This is a genomic window from Acinetobacter sp. ABJ_C1_1, from assembly GCF_044684115.1.
GTDB classification, from domain to species: domain Bacteria; phylum Pseudomonadota; class Gammaproteobacteria; order Pseudomonadales; family Moraxellaceae; genus Acinetobacter; species Acinetobacter nosocomialis_A.
Map to the genome: position 1 here is coordinate 82,758 of NZ_JBITPU010000013.1, position 21,182 is coordinate 103,939.

At 41.8% G+C, this 21,182-nt stretch carries 15 protein-coding genes and 5 tRNA genes; all 20 read left to right on the top strand.

What is annotated here, in order from left to right; all coding sequences use genetic code 11:
* The first annotated feature begins 45 nt into the window (after window positions 1–45).
* Complete coding sequence (gene gspN / locus ACG59Z_RS14395; protein WP_400199931.1) at window positions 46–789, top strand: type II secretion system protein N; 744 nt, start codon at window positions 46–48, stop codon at window positions 787–789.
* A complete protein-coding gene (locus tag ACG59Z_RS14400) occupies window positions 789–1,631 on the top strand; it encodes a type II secretion system protein N (RefSeq protein WP_400199933.1) in 843 nt (280 codons plus the stop codon). Before gspN ends, ACG59Z_RS14400 begins: the two co-directional genes overlap by 1 nt.
* Before the next feature lie 41 nt (window positions 1,632–1,672).
* The gene (gspD, locus tag ACG59Z_RS14405) at window positions 1,673–3,949 is read left to right on the top strand and encodes a type II secretion system secretin GspD (RefSeq protein ID WP_400199935.1); all 2,277 of its coding nucleotides are present in this window, start codon (window positions 1,673–1,675) and stop codon (window positions 3,947–3,949) included.
* A gap of 40 nt (window positions 3,950–3,989) precedes the next feature.
* A complete protein-coding gene (locus tag ACG59Z_RS14410) occupies window positions 3,990–4,619 on the top strand; it encodes an FHA domain-containing protein (RefSeq protein WP_263612764.1) in 630 nt (209 codons plus the stop codon).
* A gap of 65 nt (window positions 4,620–4,684) precedes the next feature.
* Window positions 4,685–5,353, top strand: a complete 669-nt coding sequence (locus ACG59Z_RS14415; RefSeq protein WP_396519921.1) for a phosphoglycolate phosphatase — start codon at window positions 4,685–4,687, stop codon at window positions 5,351–5,353.
* A 108-nt stretch (window positions 5,354–5,461) separates the two neighbouring features.
* Window positions 5,462–6,955, top strand: coding sequence for an anthranilate synthase component I (trpE, locus tag ACG59Z_RS14420; protein ID WP_031952251.1), 1,494 nt, complete (start codon window positions 5,462–5,464; stop codon window positions 6,953–6,955).
* 98 nt (window positions 6,956–7,053) lie between these two features.
* Window positions 7,054–7,129, top strand: a tRNA-Thr gene (locus ACG59Z_RS14425).
* A gap of 56 nt (window positions 7,130–7,185) precedes the next feature.
* Window positions 7,186–7,269: transfer RNA gene (locus ACG59Z_RS14430), tRNA-Tyr, on the top strand.
* 36 nt (window positions 7,270–7,305) lie between these two features.
* Window positions 7,306–7,381, top strand: a tRNA-Gly gene (locus ACG59Z_RS14435).
* Between the two features lie 13 nt (window positions 7,382–7,394).
* Window positions 7,395–7,469: transfer RNA gene (locus tag ACG59Z_RS14440), tRNA-Thr, on the top strand.
* 159 nt (window positions 7,470–7,628) lie between these two features.
* A complete protein-coding gene (gene tuf / locus ACG59Z_RS14445; protein ID WP_002157016.1) occupies window positions 7,629–8,819 on the top strand; it encodes an elongation factor Tu in 1,191 nt (396 codons plus the stop codon).
* 60 nt (window positions 8,820–8,879) lie between these two features.
* Window positions 8,880–8,955, top strand: a tRNA-Trp gene (locus ACG59Z_RS14450).
* Between the two features lie 75 nt (window positions 8,956–9,030).
* The gene (gene secE, locus ACG59Z_RS14455) at window positions 9,031–9,471 is read left to right on the top strand and encodes a preprotein translocase subunit SecE (RefSeq protein WP_002157045.1); all 441 of its coding nucleotides are present in this window, start codon (window positions 9,031–9,033) and stop codon (window positions 9,469–9,471) included.
* Window positions 9,472–9,478: 7 nt separating this feature from the next.
* Window positions 9,479–10,012, top strand: a complete 534-nt coding sequence (gene nusG / locus ACG59Z_RS14460) for a transcription termination/antitermination protein NusG (protein ID WP_002115092.1) — start codon at window positions 9,479–9,481, stop codon at window positions 10,010–10,012.
* Between the two features lie 109 nt (window positions 10,013–10,121).
* The gene (gene rplK / locus ACG59Z_RS14465) at window positions 10,122–10,550 is read left to right on the top strand and encodes a 50S ribosomal protein L11 (protein WP_001074682.1); all 429 of its coding nucleotides are present in this window, start codon (window positions 10,122–10,124) and stop codon (window positions 10,548–10,550) included.
* Between the two features lie 3 nt (window positions 10,551–10,553).
* The gene (gene rplA, locus ACG59Z_RS14470; RefSeq protein ID WP_002156922.1) at window positions 10,554–11,249 is read left to right on the top strand and encodes a 50S ribosomal protein L1; all 696 of its coding nucleotides are present in this window, start codon (window positions 10,554–10,556) and stop codon (window positions 11,247–11,249) included.
* A gap of 319 nt (window positions 11,250–11,568) precedes the next feature.
* The gene (gene rplJ, locus ACG59Z_RS14475; RefSeq protein WP_002157004.1) at window positions 11,569–12,075 is read left to right on the top strand and encodes a 50S ribosomal protein L10; all 507 of its coding nucleotides are present in this window, start codon (window positions 11,569–11,571) and stop codon (window positions 12,073–12,075) included.
* A 42-nt stretch (window positions 12,076–12,117) separates the two neighbouring features.
* On the top strand, window positions 12,118–12,489 hold the full coding sequence (rplL, locus tag ACG59Z_RS14480; RefSeq protein WP_174728237.1) for a 50S ribosomal protein L7/L12: 372 nt from the start codon (window positions 12,118–12,120) through the stop codon (window positions 12,487–12,489).
* A 304-nt stretch (window positions 12,490–12,793) separates the two neighbouring features.
* Window positions 12,794–16,882 (top strand): DNA-directed RNA polymerase subunit beta, encoded by a 4,089-nt coding sequence (gene rpoB / locus ACG59Z_RS14485; protein ID WP_263612767.1) that lies wholly within the window; start codon window positions 12,794–12,796, stop codon window positions 16,880–16,882.
* An 86-nt stretch (window positions 16,883–16,968) separates the two neighbouring features.
* Complete coding sequence (gene rpoC, locus ACG59Z_RS14490) at window positions 16,969–21,162, top strand: DNA-directed RNA polymerase subunit beta' (RefSeq protein WP_311087017.1); 4,194 nt, start codon at window positions 16,969–16,971, stop codon at window positions 21,160–21,162.
* Window positions 21,163–21,182 lie beyond the last annotated feature (20 nt).

Below are 21,182 nucleotides of genomic sequence, written 5' to 3' on the forward strand. Positions count from 1 at the left end.
GGAACTCTCATATAAGGACGATAATTTGCATGTTGGTAAGGCTGAATGAAGAAAAAGTCTAAGCAATGGAAGTGGTGGTTTTTTGCCCTCATTGCATTTTTAATTTTTATTATTTTACAGATTCCGGCGACTTGGCTTATCTCTAAATTTTCAAAGAATAATCAAACTGTCCATAATGTAAGTGGCAATATCTGGCAGGGGCAAGCTGACTGGCATCGTGGTGCTTTACGAGGAACCATCCACTGGAAAACCAGACCGCTAGATTTACTTTTATTACGCTTTGCTGCAGATGTTGATATTCATAGTGGTAATACGCAATTAGCAGGAATCATGGCATATGGTTTTGGCAAAAAAGTAATTGTACGAAATATGAATGGTCAAGTTGCTCCAGAAACACTGAAGCAGATTGTGAACTGGCAATGGCCTGTAAACAGCATTCAACTTAAAGATATCCAACTTAATTATAAAAAAGAGCAGGGCTTTGCAGCGGTTGATGGGCAATTGCATTGGGGTGGCGGAGCACTAGTTTATAATATTGGTGATCGTCAAGATCGTATGAACATGCCTTCTTTAAGTGGGCAGTTGGCTGACCACAATGGACAGCTACAAGTTGACATCCGTGATCAGCGAAATCAAAAAATGGCGAATCTTTTACTTGATGCCAATATGATGCTTGATGTTCAACTCACACAGCGTTTATTGCTTAATGTTCCATCTTATGACGGAAAAGCTGGTTTAGATACTTTTGTCATTAGTTCTCGCCAACCATTATTACAAGGTGGTAACTAATGAAAGCATGGCTTGATAAATTACAGCAATTACAATGGCAAAAATTAGATCGACTCAGTGTAGTCGTCTTAGCCATTTTAATTTTATGGTTGTGTTGGAAATTGGCTTCATTTTTTTGGTTGGTGATTGCTCCTCCACAAATGATGCAGTTTGATCGGGTAGAACTCGGTTCCCAGCAGCCACAAATACCAAACATTAGTACTTTTTCACTTTTTAATGAACCTTCTGCCAATGCGGCTCAGGAAAATGTGAATCTAGAATTACAAGGCGTGATGGTGGGTTATCCAAACCGCTTTTCTTCAGCTGTTATTAAAATTGATAATACTGCTGAGCGTTATCGAGTTGGTGAAACTATTGGTTCTACTTCTTACCAACTGGCAGAAGTTTATTGGGATCATGTGGTATTGCGTCAAGGAAATGGCAGTAGTCGCGAACTTGAGTTTAAAGGTTTGCCAAATGGTTTATATCAACCTATGACGCCAGATGCTTCACAACAACAACCTGCTGCTACACCGTCTCAACCTACGGCATCTGTAAATACGACTCAACAGGCTCTAGGGCAAGCGATTCAGCAGATGCAAGGTAACCGAGAGCAGTACCTCAAAGATATGGGGGTCAGTGGCAACTCAAGTGAAGGTTATGAAGTTACAGAACGTACACCGTCTGCGCTTAGAAATAAGTTAGGTTTAAGGCCTGGCGATCGAATTGTCTCTTTAAATGGTCAAACGGTTGGGCAAGGGCAAACGGATGTGCAATTACTTGAACAAGCTCGTAGAGCAGGACAAGTAAAAATAGAAATAAAACGTGGTGATCAAGTGATGACCATACAACAAAATTTTTAGTGATAACACGTCACCATAAGAGTTAGGAAATATCGCGAGTTATGGCTTTATTGAATCATCAACGTCCACTTTGGGCATTACTTGCAGCAGCCCCATTGATTGCGACAGTGAGTAGCAGTGCCTATGCCCAAACATGGAAGATCAATTTACGTGATGCTGACTTAACTGCCTTTATTAATGAAGTTGCAGACATTACAGGAAAGAACTTCGCTGTAGATCCAAGAGTGCGTGGTAATGTCACAGTCATTTCGAATAAACCATTAAATAAAGATGAGGTTTATGACCTATTTCTTGGGGTTTTAAATGTAAATGGGGTTGTTGCGATTCCTTCTGGTAATACGATTAAGCTTGTGCCAGATAGCAATGTTAAAAACTCAGGAATTCCTTACGATTCTCGAAATAAAGTTCGCGGTGATCAAATCGTTACACGAGTGATTTGGCTTGAAAATACCAATCCAAATGACTTAATTCCAGCACTGCGCCCTTTAATGCCTCAATTTGCGCATATGGCTGCGATTGCAGGGACTAATGCACTAATTGTTTCGGACCGTGCGGCAAATATCTATCAGCTTGAAAATATTATCCGTAACTTAGACGGAACTGGGCAGAACGATATTGAAGCCATCAACCTTCAGTCGAGCCAAGCAGAAGAAATTATCACTCAACTTGAAGCGATGAGTGCAACAGGAGCATCGAAAGATTTCAGTGGTGCTCGTATTCGTATTATTGCTGATAATCGAACCAACCGTATTTTAGTCAAAGGCGATCCAGGAACACGTAAGCGTATTCGCCACATGATTGAAATGCTGGATGTACCTTCTGCTGACCGTTTAGGTGGTTTAAAAGTTTTCCGTTTGAAATACGCAAGTGCTAAAAGCCTGTCAGAAATTTTGCAAGGTTTAGTCACTGGTCAGGCAGTATCTTCATCGAGTAATAACAAGAATTCATCTAACTCATCGAATACGATGAATAATTTGATTGGGAATAATCAGAACTCTGGTTCAAACACATCAGGTTCAAATGGCAGTTCAATATCTACTCCATCAATTAACCTAAATGGTAATTCAAACAATAATAATCAGAACAATATCTCTAGCTTTAGCCAAAATGGTGTAAGCATCATTGCAGATAGTGCTCAAAACTCATTGGTTGTTAAGGCTGATCCACAATTAATGCGTGAAATTGAATCAGCGATTCAACAACTAGACGTTCGTCGTCAACAAGTGCTTATTGAGGCCGCAATTATTGAAGTATCTGGAGATGATGCAGATCAACTTGGAATTCAATGGGCACTCGGTGATTTATCTAGTGGGATTGGTTTACTTAGCTTTAGTAATGTAGGGGCGAGTTTATCTTCTATCGCTGCTGGTTATTTATCGGGTGGTTCGGCTGGAGCTGCATCTGCTATCGCTAATGGAGCTAATAAAGGTAATGGTGCAACTTTAGGATTGGGTAATTTTGATAACTCTCGTAAGGCCTATGGTGCATTAATTCAGGCTCTCAAAGCCAATACAAAATCAAACTTACTTTCTACACCATCTATCGTGACGATGGATAATGAAGAGGCTTATATTGTTGTAGGTCAGAACGTTCCATTTGTCACTGGGTCGGTCACTACCAATAGTACAGGTATCAATCCCTATACAACTGTTGAACGCAAAGATGTTGGTGTGACATTAAAAGTTGTTCCACATATTGGTGAAGGCGGTACGGTTCGTCTGGAGGTAGAGCAAGAAGTCTCTGCTGTTCAAGATAGTCGTGGACAAGCAGCTGACTTGGTGACGAGTAAGCGTGCTATTAAAACGGCTGTTTTAGCTGAACATGGACAAACTGTAGTGCTTGGTGGTTTGGTATCAGATGACACATCACTTTCAAGACAAGGCATACCTGGATTAAGCAGTATCCCTTATGTTGGACGATTGTTCCGATCAGATAACAGAAGTAATGTAAAACGTAATCTTCTCGTCTTTATTCACCCGACGATTGTTGGTGACGCAAATGATGTACGTCGTTTGACTCAGCAGCGCTATAACCAGCTGTATAGCCTGCAATTAGCTATGGATAAGAACGGTAATTTTGCAAAACTACCTGAGCAGGTTGATGATGTTTACAATCAAAAAATGACACCTCCAGGTATTATTTCTCAGCCAAAAAATTATCAACAAGTTCCTTCAGGCGGAAAAACGACGACAGTAATAACCCCCGTAGCAGTAGAGCCAGCAGTTCAAAAGCAAACTTTGCAATTACCTGATCCAGAAGTGAATCGAACTAAAAATACAGTAACAACTACGACACTGCGTCCAAGCACAGTGCCGTAGTAGCATGTTATGATTGATAAAAAATGAATAGGACATAGGCATGACTTGGAAACTACAAGCAATTACTGGTGAATTTACTGGTCAAGAAATTAGTGTTGATCGTGATATGTTGGTGGGACGTCACCAAGATGCCGATTTGCTATTACAAGCCGCTGAAATTTCACGTCGCCATGCAGCATTGCTTTTAAAAGACCAATTGCTATGGGTACAAGACCTTAATTCATCAAATGGTACGTTTGTAAACGATATTCGTATTGAGCAAGAAAAGCAGCTTCATGATGGCGATATTGTTCAGTTTGCGAGTTTTAAATTCTCAGTTTTAGCACCTGCTCAAGAAAATCTCGATTTACCTGAAATTGAAGCAGAACCAGTGCAAACCGCTGCACCAACACAAGACTTAAGTGATCAAGGAATGCCAAGCCTTGCAGAGCGTGCTGCAGAAACAGAAGTTCGCCGCGATGGTATGCCGCAGAATGTTTCTATACCAAAGCCTGCACCTATTCCAGAGGGTGTGGATGTCAATGTAAAACAACCATCACCTGTTACTTTTGATGAGCCTGTTTCTCGTGTTGCTGAAGAAAAAGAGCAGCAGAAGAATGCTTCGGTTGGTTTAATCACTATTATTATTTTAGTGATTTTGGCTGTATTAGCATGGTTATTCTTTAAATAATTCGTTGGTGCTTTTACAATCAAGGCATGCTAAACGCATGCCTTTTTAATTTTGAGTAGAAGAAAATGTCTGTTGCACAACTAAGTAAGCGCGATTTAATTTTATTTGATCTGGATGGAACCTTGGTGGATTCCGCTGCCGATTTATATCGGTCTATGAATTTAAGTCTGCAAACACTCGGTTGGCCATTAGTAACAGAAGCACAAATACGTGAATGGGTAGGTAAGGGTGCTTCAAAACTTTGTGAAAGTGTCTTGCTTCATTTGTTTGGGAAACTAGATGCTGAACAACATAAAATTTTACTGCAAAAGTTTCTAGACATATATGGTGCAGAGCTTTGTGTGAATACTCAAATTTACCCTGGTGTACCTGAATTTTTAAAACATTGCCAAACTTTGAATATTAAAATGGCATGTGTGACCAATAAGCCTGTCAAACTTGCTCAAGGGTTACTAGATGCATTAGAGCTTTCTCCTTATTTCCAAGTTGTACTTGGAGGAGATAGCTTACCTGAAAGAAAACCACACCCACTGCCATTATTACATTGCATGGAAAGCCTAAAAACATCTGCTTCACAATCGTTAATGATTGGTGACTCAAGTAATGATATTGAAGCTGCACGCCGTGCCGGAATTGATTGTATTGTGGTTAGCTATGGCTATAATCATGGAGAAAATATCTATGATTGCCAACCTCAGCAAGTTGTTGATAGTCTTGCTGAGTTAATTGTCTAATGAAGAAAATGGAGATAAGAATGAATAAGCGTATGGTTTTTCGATGGCGTGTCTAAATCGAATCTAGAAAAACACACTTTTAAATCGAAACCATATTAGAGATGATTCATGACAACATTAGCGCAATTTGAGCAACTTAAGGCTGCTGGCTACAACACTATTCCAGTTTATCGCCAACGCTTGGCAGATACAGAAACCCCATTATCAGTTTTTGCCCGCTTTAAAGACCAAACACAAGCTTACTTATTTGAGTCGGTTGAGGGTGGAGAGAATTGGGCGCGCTACTCTATGATCGGATTGGGTGAATCGACAGTTTTTTCCTGCAATGCTGGTGTTTTATCTATACAGCATGCTGATGGGTCAATTACACAACAAGATTGTCTAGATCCGTTCCAATACATTCGTGAATTCCAAAAACAATTTAAAGTACCTCCAGCCGAGCTCTTACCGGATTTGCCAACCTTTACTGGCGGATTAGTAGGTTATTTGGGTTATGATGCAGTCCGCTATATCGAGCCACGTTTAAAGAATGTTCCTACAGCCGATCCAATTACGCTTCCAGATTTGTGGTTGATGCTTTCAAAAACAGTTATCGTTTTTGACAATCTTAAAGATACGTTATTTTTAATTGTTCATGCGGATGCAGAGCAGAGTAATGCCTATGCTGATGCACAGCAAAAATTAGATCAATTAGAACAACTGTTGGCTACACCAGTCAGTTTACAAGCGAAGCCACATACACCTCCTCATTTTGAATCTATTACTGGTAAAGCAAAATTCTTAGAGACAGTAGAAAAAGTTAAAGAATACATCCGTGCTGGTGATGTGATGCAAGTTGTTCCAGGGCAGCGCATGGTTTCTGATTTTGATGGTGAAGCTTTACAGGTTTACCGTGCATTACGTCATTTAAATCCTTCGCCTTATTTATTCTTGGTACAAGGGCAAACGATTACTGATAAGAAACCATTTCATATTGTTGGTTCTTCACCAGAAATTTTATCTCGTTTAGAAAACGGCATTGCTACAGTTCGGCCTTTAGCGGGAACCAGACCACGCGGCAAAACTAAAGAAGAAGATATTGCACTAGAAAAAGATTTGCTTTCTGACGAAAAAGAGATTGCTGAACATTTAATGTTGATTGATCTTGGTCGAAATGATGTGGGACGCGTATCAAAAATAGGTAAGGTCCAAGTAACGGATCAAATGGTGATTGAGCGCTATTCACATGTCATGCATATTGTTTCAAATGTACAAGGCGAAGTGCGTGATGATATCGACGCGCTTGACGTGTTTAAAGCGACATTCCCAGCAGGAACGTTATCGGGCGCCCCAAAAATTCGTGCAATGGAAATTATTGATGAAGTAGAGCCTGTGAAACGAGGTGTCTTTGGTGGAGCAGTGGGATATTTAGGTTGGCATGGTGAAATGGATATGTCGATTGCAATCCGTACTTGCGTTATCCGTGATAAAAAAGTGTATGTGCAAGCTGGAGCAGGGCTCGTTGCTGACTCAAATCCAGAATCTGAGTGGAATGAAACCCAAATAAAAGCTCGCGCAGTGATCAAAGCGGTTGAATTATCATCAAACGGATTGATTTTATGAGTTTTTAGCGGTTTTTTTTAAAAAACCGCTTGCATCGTTTGGAAGTTTTGCTAAACTGCACACCGTTCCGATACGAAACGTACGAAACACTAAGAAACGCCGGCATAGCTCAGTTGGTAGAGCAACTGACTTGTAATCAGTAGGTCCACAGTTCGAATCCGTGTGCCGGCACCATTTTAAAGTGTTAAGTTGAATGAGTAAAGAACAGCACTGTAGATAAGTGCGATATTGGTGAGATTCCCGAGCGGCCAAAGGGGGCAGACTGTAACTCTGTTGCGAAAGCTTCGAAGGTTCGAATCCTTCTCTCACCACCATCCTAAACTTCGAATGAAGTGGTTATTACCAACGTTGCGGGAGTAGCTCAGTTGGTAGAGCGGCAGCCTTCCAAGCTGCATGTCGCGAGTTCGATCCTCGTCTCCCGCTCCATCGAAGGATAGTCGCTCTTATAGCTCAGTGGTAGAGCACTCCCTTGGTAAGGGAGAGGTCTCGAGTTCAAATCTCGATAAGAGCTCCAGATATTAAAGTTTGAGTGGATTTCCACAAAGTTTTCAAAAAGCAGGCTATATAGTCTGCTTTTCAAGTATTGGGTGTCTGTTTTTTAGGCGATATGTCGATAAGCTGAGTTAGCTCAGTGCCATTTGTAGTTGGTTCGACGTAAACGAGGAAGATCATCATGGCTAAAGCCAAGTTTGAACGTAATAAACCACACGTAAACGTGGGTACAATCGGTCACGTTGACCATGGTAAAACAACTTTAACTGCTGCGATTGCAACTATTTGTGCAAAAACTTACGGCGGTGAAGCGAAAGATTACTCACAAATCGACTCAGCACCTGAAGAAAAAGCACGTGGTATTACAATTAATACTTCACACGTAGAATACGATTCTCCAATTCGTCACTACGCACACGTTGACTGCCCGGGCCACGCCGATTACGTTAAAAACATGATCACTGGTGCTGCTCAGATGGACGGCGCGATCCTTGTATGTGCTGCGACTGACGGTCCAATGCCACAAACTCGTGAACACATCCTTCTTTCTCGTCAGGTTGGTGTACCTTACATCATCGTATTCTTAAACAAGTGCGACCTTGTTGACGACGAAGAATTACTTGAATTAGTAGAAATGGAAGTTCGTGAACTTCTTTCTACTTACGACTTCCCAGGTGATGACACTCCAGTAATCCGTGGTTCAGCTCTTGCTGCTCTTAACGGTGAAGCAGGTCCTTACGGTGAAGAATCAGTTCTTGCTCTTGTAGCAGCTCTTGACTCTTACATCCCAGAACCAGAACGTGCTATCGATAAAGCATTCTTAATGCCAATCGAAGACGTATTCTCAATTTCTGGTCGTGGTACAGTAGTAACAGGCCGTGTAGAATCTGGTATCGTTAAAGTTGGTGAAGAAGTAGAGATCGTTGGTATTAAAGATACAGTTAAAACAACTGTAACTGGCGTAGAAATGTTCCGTAAACTTCTTGACGAAGGCCGTGCAGGCGAGAACTGTGGTGTATTACTTCGTGGTACTAAGCGTGAAGACGTACAACGTGGTCAAGTACTTGCTAAACCAGGTACAATCAAGCCGCACACTAAATTCGACGCAGAAGTATACGTACTTTCTAAAGAAGAAGGTGGTCGTCACACTCCATTCTTAAATGGTTACCGTCCACAGTTCTACTTCCGTACAACTGACGTAACTGGTGCGATCCAGTTGAAAGAAGGCGTTGAAATGGTAATGCCAGGCGACAACGTTGAAATGTCAGTAGAATTAATCCACCCAATCGCAATGGACCCAGGTCTACGTTTTGCGATCCGTGAAGGTGGTCGTACTGTAGGTGCTGGTGTTGTTGCGAAAGTAACTGCATAAGCATAATATAGTGACGAATTACGTCTCAAGTTGAGAGCTTTGGCTCTCAACTTGCTTTATAGGTCAGTAGTTCAATTGGTAGAGCGTCGGTCTCCAAAACCGAATGTTGGGGGTTCGAGTCCCTCCTGACCTGCCATATTTTGAAATAAAAAGCTTGATGCTGGCTTAGTTGTTCATATAATAAGTCGCGAGTTCTACGACGAGTACAAAAATGTCGAATGATAAATCGCGTGACGCATTGAGCGACGCGCCAATTCCTCAAAGAAATAATTCTGCTGAAGTTGTTCGTACTGGTTCGCCTTTAGATATTGTTCTATGGGTGATAGCAATTGCATTATTGCTCTCAGCTACCATGGTGAATCAGCATTTACCAGCGTATTGGGCCCCTGCAAATAATGTATGGGTGCGCGTTGGGGTAATTTTTGCTTGTATCGTTGTGGCTTTAGGTTTATTATACGCCACCCATCAAGGTAAAGGCTTCGTTCGTTTGCTGAAAGATGCACGAGTCGAATTGCGTCGAGTAACTTGGCCAACAAAACAAGAAACAGTCACTACATCGTGGCAGGTTCTATTGGTTGTAGTTGTTGCATCGTTAGTATTATGGTGCTTTGACTATGGTTTGGGTTGGTTAATTAAGTTGATTATCGGGTAAAAGAGCTATGAAACGTTGGTACATTATTCATGCCTACTCTGGTTATGAAAAACAAGTGATGCGTTCACTTACAGAACGAATCCAGCGTAGCGCTGTTGCCGATAGCTTTGGTGATGTCCTGGTTCCTACCGAAGAAGTGGTAGAAATGAAGGATGGTAAGAAACGTAAATCTGAGCGTAAATTCTTTCCTGGCTATGTGTTAGTTGAAATGGAAATGAATGATGATACTTGGCACATTGTTAAAGAATGTCCAAAAGTATTAGGTTTTATCGGTGGTACACCTGAAAAACCAGCGCCAATCACTCAACGTGAAGCAGATGCGATTCTTGCGCGTGTACGTAATACTGGTGAAGCTCCACGTCCTAAGACGATGTTTGAACCAGGTGAAGAATTACTCGTTATTGACGGTCCATTCACAGACTTTAAAGGTGTGGTGGAAGAGGTTCAATACGACAAGTCACGTTTAACGTTGACGATTAACGTGTTTAATCGACCAACTCAGGTTGAACTCGAATTTCGCCAAGTCGAAAAAACGATTTAATCTTAATTGGTTGAAAAGCGCCCGATTTTATCGGGCATTGTTGTTGTAACAGTATTGTTACGTAGAAATTGGGGAGCCTAACGGCGCCTGTACCCAGAGGTATTTTAAAATGGCTAAGAAGATTGACGGCTATATCAAGCTGCAAGTTCCAGCTGGTAAAGCAAATCCATCTCCACCAATTGGTCCTGCACTAGGTCAACGTGGTGTAAACATCATGGCATTCTGTAAAGAATTCAATGCTGCTACACAAAAAGTTGAACCAGGTCTTCCAATTCCTGTAGTGATTACTGTGTACAACGACAAGTCGTTCACATTCATCATGAAAACTCCTCCAGCTTCTATTCTTCTTAAGAAAGCTGCTGGTATCCAAAAGGGTTCATCTGTACCTAACAAAACTAAAGTTGGTAAGTTGACTCGTGCTCAATTAGAAGAAATCGCGACTACTAAAGAACCAGACTTAACTGGTGCTGATTTAGACGCGCGTGTTCGTACCATCGCTGGTTCTGCACGTTCTATGGGCTTGGAAGTGGAGCTATAAGACATGGCAAAGTTAACTAAACGTCAAAAAGCCATTGCTGCTGCTGTAGAAGCAAACAAAGTTTACACTTTGGAAGAAGCAGTACAGGTTCTTAACAGCTTACCTGCTGCAAAGTTCAAAGAATCTTTAGACATTTCTGTAAACCTTGGCGTAGATCCACGTAAATCTGATCAGGTTGTTCGTGGTGCTACTACATTACCTGCAGGTACTGGTAAAACTGTACGTGTAGCTGTATTTGCTCAAGGCGCTCAAGCAGAAGCTGCTAAAGAAGCTGGTGCTGATGTTGTAGGTTTTGATGACCTTGCTGAAAGCATCCAAGGTGGAAACCTTGACTTTGATGTTGTAATCGCTGCTCCAGACGCTATGCGTGTTGTTGGTAAGCTCGGTACAATTCTTGGTCCACGTGGTTTAATGCCAAACCCTAAAGTAGGTACTGTAACTCCTGATGTTGCGAATGCTGTTAAAAACGCAAAATCTGGTCAGGCTCGTTACCGTGTAGACAAAGCGGGTATTATCCACGCTGCGATTGGTCAAGTTGGCTTTGATGCTGCTGCAATCCGTCAAAACGTTGAAACTTTAGTTGCTGACTTGAAAAAGTTAAAACCTGCAACTTCTAAAGGCGTATACATCAAAAAGATCACTTTGAGCTCAACTATGGGTCCTGGTCTTACTGTTGATGTAAACAACGTTTCTAACTAAGTTTTAACTTAGTTCTGTACAGAATTTTAAAGTCCTGATTGAGTAGGTAGCAAAAATAGAAATAAGTTTCTATTTTTGCGCAGTCAAAGCAACGCTTTGACTCTTGCTTATCAGGCGGACTTTGAATTGATGAATGAGAATTTATCAGCGTCAAAGACCTCAGGCGAGAAGGTGTTATTTTCGAATAGCGACTTTTCTTAATAACCCAGCCTGCGTAGACGCGGTGGTGTGATTTGTTCCTCCTCCGCGTGTAAGTCGAAAGGCTTACGAATTGGGAGTGTGCCCATTGGGTGCATAAATCACCTTAGGAGGTTTTACAATGGCTCTTCTTATCGAAGACAAAAAACAGATCGTTTCAGAAGTAAGTGAAGTTGCTTCTAAAGCGTTTGCAGCCGTTGTTGCTGACTATCAAGGTTTAAGCGTAGAGCAATTAACAACACTTCGTGTTGAAGCTCGTAAGTTAGGTGTAACTACACGTATCGTACGTAACACTTTGGCTAAGCGCGCATTCCAAGGTACTCAATTTGATATCTTGAACGACAACCTTGTTGGTCCAACAATTCTAGGTTTTTCAACTTCTGAAGATGACATGGGTGCAGCTGCACGCTTGTTTGAAGAATTTGCAAAAACTAACAAAGCATTTGAATTAAAAGCTGCTGCATTTGACGGCAAAGTTTATCAAGGTGCTGATGTTAGCGTTATTGCTAATCTTCCAAACCAAGAGAAAGCGCTTACTATGCTTGCCTCTGTTCTTCAAGCTCCTATTTCGAAATTGGGTCGCCTCATTACAGCGCTCAAAGAGAAAAACGAGTCAGAAGCTGCTTAATCAATTTTACACACCATTCAATATCCATTTGGAGTTATTCTCATGGCTTTAACTAACGAAGAAATCTTAAACGCAGTTGCTGAAAAAACTGTTCTTGAACTTGTTGAATTAATTTCTGCTTTCGAAGAGAAATTCAACGTTTCAGCTGCAGCTGTTGCTGTTGCTGCTCCAGCTGGTGGCGCTGCTGCTGCTGCTGAAGAACAAACTGAATTCAACGTTGAGTTGACTTCTTTCGGTGCTAACAAAGTAGCTGTAATTAAAGCAGTTCGTGAAGCAACTGGCCTTGGTCTTAAAGAAGCTAAAGACCTAGTTGAAGGTGCTCCTCAAGTTCTTAAAGAAGGCGTTTCTAAAGAAGAAGGCGAAGAACTTAAGAAGAAACTTGAAGAAGCTGGTGCTACAGTTACACTTAAGTAATTGTAAAAGGAGTCGGTTTTTAAATCGGCTCCATAAAATGGCTGATGGCTCTTGGGTCATCAGCCTTTTTGCGTTACAATAATCGGCTCGATTTTTGTTAGTTTTGTTTGATTTTTAGAAAAATCTAAATAAAACAAGAAATTTCAAATGTTTACCAATATTTTTCATTTTTAAAAATATTGTTAAGCGTTTTTATACCACTAAAAATTGCAGCATTTGTAAACAGTGGTGGCCATATCGGCCTGCGTAATTCCTTCTGAGCCCGTTCTGCAGGCGGGCTTAGTTTACTTTCCGAGGACTCCAGATGGCATACTCATATACCGAAAAGAAACGGATCCGTAAGAATTTTGGTAAATTGCCCCAAGTAATGGATGCACCGTACTTATTATCGATCCAGGTCGATTCGTACAGAACATTCTTGCAAGATGGCAAAACTCCAAAAAACCGCGAAGATATCGGTCTCCAAGCCGCATTTCGTTCAGTTTTTCCTATCGAAAGTTATTCTGGCAATGCTGCTTTAGAATTTGTTGAGTATAGCCTTGGTAAACCTGAGTTCGATGTACGCGAATGTATTCTTCGTGGTTCGACTTATGCGGCACCAATGCGCGTTAAAATTCGTTTGATTATTAAAGATCGCGAAACTAAATCAATTAAAGACGTACGTGAACAAGAAGTCTATATGGGTGAAATCCCACTGATGACTGAAAATGGTACCTTTGTTATCAATGGTACTGAGCGTGTAATCGTATCTCAATTACACCGTTCACCAGGCGTGTTCTTCGATCATGACAAAGGTAAGACTCACTCAAGTGGTAAAGTGTTGTATTCAGCACGTATCATTCCTTACCGTGGTTCATGGTTAGACTTTGAATTTGATGCAAAAGACCTTGTTTACGTACGTATTGACCGTCGTCGTAAATTACTTGCTACTGTTGTGTTACGTGCACTAGGTTATAACAATGAACAAATCTTGAATTTGTTCTACGAAAAAGTACCTGTGTATCTTGACATGGGCAGTTATCAAATTGACCTTGTTCCTGAGCGTTTACGTGGTGAAATGGCTCAATTTGATATTGCTGACAATGAAGGTAAAGTCATTGTTGAGCAAGGTAAACGTATTAATGCGCGTCACGTACGTCAAATGGAAGCTGCAGGTTTAACTAAACTTTCAGTTCCTGATGAATACTTATATGAGCGTATTACTGCTGAAGACATTACTTTACGTGATGGTGAAGTGATTGCTGCGAATACGTTGTTAAGCCATGAAGTAATGGTGAAGTTGGCAGAAGGTGGTGTTAAGCAATTTAACATCCTGTTCACGAACGACATCGACCGTGGTTCTTTTGTTGCTGATACATTACGTGCAGACACAACAGCGGGACGTGAAGAAGCATTAGTAGAAATCTACAAAGTAATGCGTCCGGGCGAGCCACCAACAAAAGAAGCTGCTGAAAATTTATTCAATAACTTGTTCTTCTCTTCTGAGCGTTATGACTTATCTCCAGTAGGTCGTATGAAGTTCAACCGTCGTTTAGGTCGTCCTTACGAAGTTGGTACTGACCAGAAGTCACGTGAAGTTGAAGGTATTTTATCGCACGAAGATATTATCGATGTATTACGTACATTGGTTGAAATCCGTAACGGTAAAGGTGAAGTGGACGATATCGACCACTTGGGTAACCGTCGTGTACGTTCTGTTGGTGAAATGACAGAGAACCAATTCCGTGTTGGTTTGGTTCGTGTTGAGCGTGCTGTTAAAGAACGTTTAAGCCAAGCAGAAACAGATAACTTGTCTCCACAAGACTTGATTAACGCTAAACCAGTTGCTGCTGCAATCAAAGAATTCTTTGGTTCAAGCCAGTTATCTCAGTTCATGGACCAAAACAACCCATTATCTGAGATTACACATAAGCGTCGTGTATCTGCGCTTGGTCCTGGTGGTTTAACACGTGAGCGTGCAGGCTTCGAAGTACGTGACGTACATCAAACTCACTATGGCCGTGTTTGTCCAATTGAAACTCCTGAAGGTCCAAACATTGGTTTGATCAACTCGCTTTCTGTATATGCAAAAGCGAATGACTTCGGTTTCTTGGAAACACCATACCGTAGAGTAGTAGATGGTCGTGTAACTGATGCAGTTGAATATTTATCTGCTATTGAAGAAGTAGGTACTGTTATTGCACAGGCCGACTCTGCTGTAGATAAAGATGGCAACTTAACAGAAGAATTCGTTTCTGTTCGTCACCAAGGTGAATTTGTACGTATGCCACCTGAAAAAGTGACGCATATGGACGTTTCTGCACAGCAGGTTGTATCTGTTGCTGCATCACTTATTCCATTCCTTGAACACGATGACGCGAACCGTGCATTGATGGGTTCGAACATGCAACGTCAGGCTGTTCCTACTTTACGTGCTGACAAGCCACTTGTCGGTACAGGTATGGAAGCGAACGTAGCACGTGACTCAGGTGTGTGTGTAATCGCAAACCGTGGTGGTGCAATTGAATATGTAGATGCTTCTCGTATCGTTATTCGTGTAAACGAAGATGAAATGGTTGCAGGTGAGGCAGGTGTAGATATCTATAACCTCATCAAATATACACGTTCGAACCAAAATACTTGTATTAACCAAAATGTTATCGTGAATTTGGGCGACAAAGTTGCTCGTGGTGACATCTTGGCAGACGGTCCATCAACAGACATGGGTGAACTTGCGCTTGGTCAAAACATGCGTGTAGCGTTCATGACATGGAATGGTTACAACTACGAAGACTCGATCTTGTTATCTGAGCGTGTTCTTCAAGAAGACCGTTTAACTTCTATTCATATTCAAGAATTGTCATGTGTAGCACGTGATACTAAGTTAGGTGCAGAAGAAATTACTGCCGATATTCCTAACGTAGGTGAAGCTGCACTTTCTAAACTTGATGAATCAGGTATCGTTTATATCGGTGCTGAAGTTACTGCTGGTGACATCTTAGTTGGTAAAGTAACCCCTAAAGGCGAAACTCAGTTAACTCCTGAAGAAAAATTGCTTCGTGCAATCTTTGGTGAAAAAGCTGCTGACGTTAAAGATTCATCTTTACGTGTTCCATCTGGTACTAAAGGTACAGTTATCGACGTTCAAGTCTTCACTCGTGATGGCTTAGAGAAAGATGACCGTGCATTAGCGATTGAAAAAGCACAGCTTGATTCTTACCGTAAAGACTTGAAAGAAGAATACAAAATCTTCGAAGAAGCGGCTCGTGAGCGTGTAATTCGTTTACTTAAAGGCCAAGAGTCTAATGGCGGTGGTTCAACTAAACGTGGTGATAAACTTTCTGAAGATTTATTGTCTGGTTTAGAGCTTGTTGATTTACTTGAAATTCAACCGACAGATGAAGCAATCGCTGAGCGTTTAACTCAAATTCAAGTGTTCTTGAAAGAGAAGAGCGCAGAAATTGATGAGAAATTCGCTGAGAAGAAACGTAAGCTTGCAACAGGTGATGAGTTAACAACTGGTGTATTGAAAGTTGTTAAGGTTTACTTAGCTGTTAAACGTCGTATTCAGCCTGGTGATAAGATGGCTGGTCGTCACGGTAACAAGGGTGTTGTATCTAACATCTTACCTGTTGAAGACATGCCACACGATGCGAATGGTGTACCGGTAGATATCGTATTGAACCCGTTGGGCGTACCATCTCGTATGAACGTGGGTCAGATTCTTGAGACTCACTTGGGTATGGCGGCTAAAGGGCTTGGTGACAAAATCGAAAAAATGTTGAAAGAACAGCGTACAGTTTTAGAGCTACGTGAATTCTTAGACAAGATTTATAACAAAGTCGGTGGCGAGCAAGAAGATCTTGATAGCTTGACTGATGATGAAATCCTAGCACTTTCAGGCAACTTACGTGCTGGTGTTCCTTTGGCTACTCCTGTATTTGATGGTGCTGAAGAAAGTCAAATTAAAGATTTACTTGAATTGGCTGACATTTCACGTACAGGTCAAACAGTATTGTTTGACGGACGTACAGGTGAACAGTTTGACCGTCCAGTAACTGTTGGTTACATGTACATGTTGAAGTTGAACCACTTGGTTGATGACAAGATGCATGCACGTTCAACTGGTTCTTACTCATTAGTTACACAACAACCGCTTGGTGGTAAAGCACAATTCGGTGGTCAGCGTTTCGGTGAGATGGAAGTATGGGCACTTGAGGCATACGGTGCAGCATATACACTTCAAGAAATGCTCACAGTGAAGTCGGATGACGTTGAAGGACGTACTCGCATCTATAAGAATATTGTAGATGGTAACCATTATATGGATCCGGGTATGCCTGAATCGTTCAACGTATTGACCAAAGAGATCCGTTCTTTAGGTATCAACATTGAACTGAAAAATGGTGACTAAGTCGTAAGACTCACGATTTTTTAGGAAAAAACAATATTTGTGACCCAGTCGGGTAAGCGAGGCTTCCCGACACACGGAGAAAAAAATTGAAAGACTTGCTCGATATCATGCGTAAGAAAACGGATTCAGATGGTCATGCGCCAGTTGAGTTCGACCGTATCCGTATTGGTCTTGCGTCACCAGAAATGATTAAGTCATGGTCTCATGGTGAAGTTAAAAAACCTGAGACAATCAACTACCGTACGTTCAAACCAGAACGTGATGGTTTATTCTGTGCCAAAATCTTTGGTCCAGTAAAAGATTACGAATGCTTGTGTGGTAAATACAAGCGTATGAAATACAAAGGCGTCATTTGTGAAAAATGTGGCGTTGAAGTAACTACAGCGAAAGTTCGTCGTGAACGTATGGGTCACATTGAACTTGCTTCTCCAGTTGCGCATATCTGGTTCTTAAAATCGTTACCTAGCCGTATCGGTTTATTACTTGATATGACACTTCGTGATATCGAACGTGTATTGTATTTCGAATCATACGTTGTTACTGATCCTGGTATGACACCATTTGAAAAGTATCAACTTCTTAATGACGAAGAATACTTTACAGCTTTAGAAGAGCACGGTGACGAGTTCGTTGCGAAAATGGGTGCGGAAGCAGTTCAAGACTTGTTGAAAGACATTGACCTTGAAGCTGAAATTGCTCGTTTACGTGAAGAAATTCCTCAAACAACTTCTGAAACGAAGTTGAAAAAAGCATCTAAACGCTTGAAATTGATGGAAGCATTCAAAGACTCGAACAACAAGCCAGAATGGATGGTAATGAATGTACTTCCGGTGCTTCCACCAGATTTACGTCCATTAGTTCCACTTGAAGGTGGTCGTTTCGCGACTTCTGACTTGAACGATTTATATCGTCGTGTGATTAACCGTAACAACCGTTTGAAGCGTCTTCTTGACCTTGCAGCGCCAGACATTATCGTACGTAACGAAAAACGTATGTTACAAGAGTCTGTAGATGCATTGCTTGATAACGGTCGTCGTGGTCGCGCAATCACTGGTTCTAACAAACGTCCATTAAAATCTTTGGCAGACATGATCAAAGGTAAACAAGGTCGTTTCCGTCAGAACTTGTTAGGTAAGCGTGTTGACTACTCTGGTCGTTCGGTAATTACTGTAGGTCCTACTTTACGTCTTCACCAATGTGGTCTTCCGAAGAAAATGGCACTTGAATTATTCAAACCATTTATTTTCGCGAAATTACAAGCTTCAGGTCAGGCAACAACCATTAAAGCTGCGAAGAAAATGGTTGAGCGCGAGACTCCGGAAGTTTGGGACGTTCTTGCATCTGTAATTCGTCAACATCCAGTGATGTTGAACCGTGCGCCAACACTTCACCGTTTAGGTCTTCAAGCATTTGAACCTATTCTTATTGAAGGTAAGGCAATCCGTCTTCACCCACTCGTTTGTGCTGCGTTCAACGCCGACTTCGACGGTGACCAAATGGCGGTACACGTTCCATTGACACTTGAAGCACAGTTAGAAGCTCGTGCATTGATGATGTCAACGAACAACATCTTGTCACCTGCAAACGGTGAGCCAATCATCGTTCCATCTCAAGACGTTGTCTTGGGTCTTTACTACATCACTCGTGATGCAGTAAATGCGAAAGGTGAAGGCATGGTGTTTGCGGATACTCACGAAGTAAACCGTGCACTTGCAACTGGTCAAGTTGCGATTCATGCGCGTGTTAAAGTGCGTGTGCATCAAACTGTTATCAATGAAAATGGTGAACGTGAACACCAAACTATTATCGTTGATACAACACCAGGTCGTTGCTTACTTTGGGAAGTTGTTCCACAAGGTTTAAGTTTTGACATGATCAACCTTGAGATGACTAAAAAGAACATCTCTAAGTTAATCAACTCTTGCTACCGTAAACTTGGTTTGAAAGATACTGTTATCTTCGCTGACCAGTTAATGTACTTGGGCTTCCGTCAAGCGACTCGTTCAGGTGTATCTGTAGGTATGGAAGACATGTTAATTCCACCTACGAAACACACAATTATTGATAAAGCGGAAACAGAAGTTCGTGAAATCGAACAACAGTTCGAACAAGGTTTCGTAACTGCTGGTGAGCGTTATAACAAAGTTGTCGATATCTGGGCGCGTACAAACGACCAAGTTGCGAAAGCGATGATGGATAACTTGTCTTACACTGTTGTTAAAAACAAACAAGGTGAAGACGAGAAGCAAAAATCATTCAATAGCATCTATATGATGTCTGACTCTGGTGCCCGTGGTAGTGCGGCACAGATTCGTCAGCTTGCTGGTATGCGTGGTTTGATGGCAAAACCGGATGGCTCGATTATTGAGACACCGATTAAAGCGAACTTCCGTGAAGGTTTGACAGTACTTCAGTACTTTATTTCAACACACGGTGCGCGTAAAGGTTTGGCCGATACAGCATTAAAAACTGCGAACTCTGGTTACTTGACTCGTCGTCTTGTAGATGTAGCGCAAGATTTAGTAATTACCGAGCCTGACTGTGGTACAGCGGGTGGTTTAGTAATGACTCCATTCATTCAAGGTGGTGATGTCATCGAGCCATTACGTGACCGCGTATTAGGTCGTGTAACTGCTGAAGATGTACGTCGTGCATCTGATGATGAAGTTGTATTACCTCGCGGTACGTTAATTGACGAGAAAATCGCAGCTCAGCTTGAAGAAGCTGGTGTCGATGAAGTTAAAGTACGTTCTGTAATCGCTTGTGAATCTACATTCGGTGTATGTGCTCGTTGTTATGGTCGTGACCTTGCACGTGGTCACTTGGTGAACCCAGGTGAATCAGTAGGTGTAATGGCTGCGCAATCAATTGGTGAGCCAGGTACACAGTTAACGATGCGTACGTTCCACGTAGGTGGTGCTGCGAGCCGAACTTCTGCTGCAAACAGTGTTCAAGTACGTAACAAAGGTACTGTACGTTTCCACAACGTGAAAACTGTACAACACGCGAAAGGTCACTTGGTTTCAGTTTCACGTTCAGGTGAAATTGGTATTGCTGATGAGTTAGGCCGTGAGCGTGAGCGTTATAAACTTCCTTACGGTGCAAGCATCTTGTTGAAAGATGGTGAAGTCGTTGAGGCAGGTGGTATCGTTGCAACTTGGGATCCGCATACACATCCATTAGTAACAGAAGTTGCTGGTAAAGCACGTTTCAGCCAAATCGCTGATGGTGTAACTGCAACATCGAAAACTGATGATGCAACTGGTATGACAACTGTTGAAATCTTGCCTGTAACAGCACGTCCTGCTTCTGGTAAAGATTTACGTCCAGCAATCGTATTGGATACGGCTGATGGTGGTGAACAGTTCTACTTCTTACCACAAAACACGATTGTTACCGTTCGTGATGGCGAAACAATTGGTGTGGGTGACGTTATTGGTCGTGTACCACAAGAATCTTCACGTACTCGTGATATTACCGGTGGTCTTCCACGTGTTGCTGACTTGTTCGAAGCACGTAAGCCGAAAGAACATGCGATCTTGGCAGAAGTATCTGGTATCGTAAGCTTTGGTAAAGAGACTAAAGGTAAGAACCGTTTAGTAATTACTCCAGATGACGGTTCTGAAATTTACGAAGAGTTGATTCCAAAATGGCGTCAAATCAACGTGTTTGAAGGTGAACATGTGAACCGTGGTGAAACCATTTCTGATGGTCCACAAAACCCACATGACATCTTACGCTTGAAAGGTGAAGTTGCTTTAACTAACTACATCGTGAACGAAGTTCAAGACGTCTACCGTCTCCAAGGTGTAAAAATCAACGACAAGCACATTGAAGTTATCGTACGTCAAATGTTGCGTAAAGTTGATATCATCGATGGTGGTGATACAAGCTTCATTAAAGGCGAACAAGTGGATTACATCCGTGTTGTTCAAGAGAACCAAGCTGTCTTGGCTCAGAACAAGTTCCCTGCGAAGTTTGAACGTCAATTGATGGGTATTACGAAAGCATCGCTTTCTACTGACTCGTTCATCTCTGCTGCATCGTTCCAGGAAACAACTCGTGTGTTAACTGAAGCTGCTGTAACAGGTAAAGAAGATGATTTACGTGGCTTGAAAGAAAACGTTGTTGTGGGCCGCTTGATTCCAGCTGGTACTGGTCTTGCATACCACTTAGAGCGTCGTCGTCAAGAAGCAGAAGCTGCAGAACATGAGCTTCATAATGACTTCAGCGAAGTAGACCAAGCATTCAGCCAAGCATTAAACTCAGAGCAATTCTAAGTTTAGACTGACAATAAAAA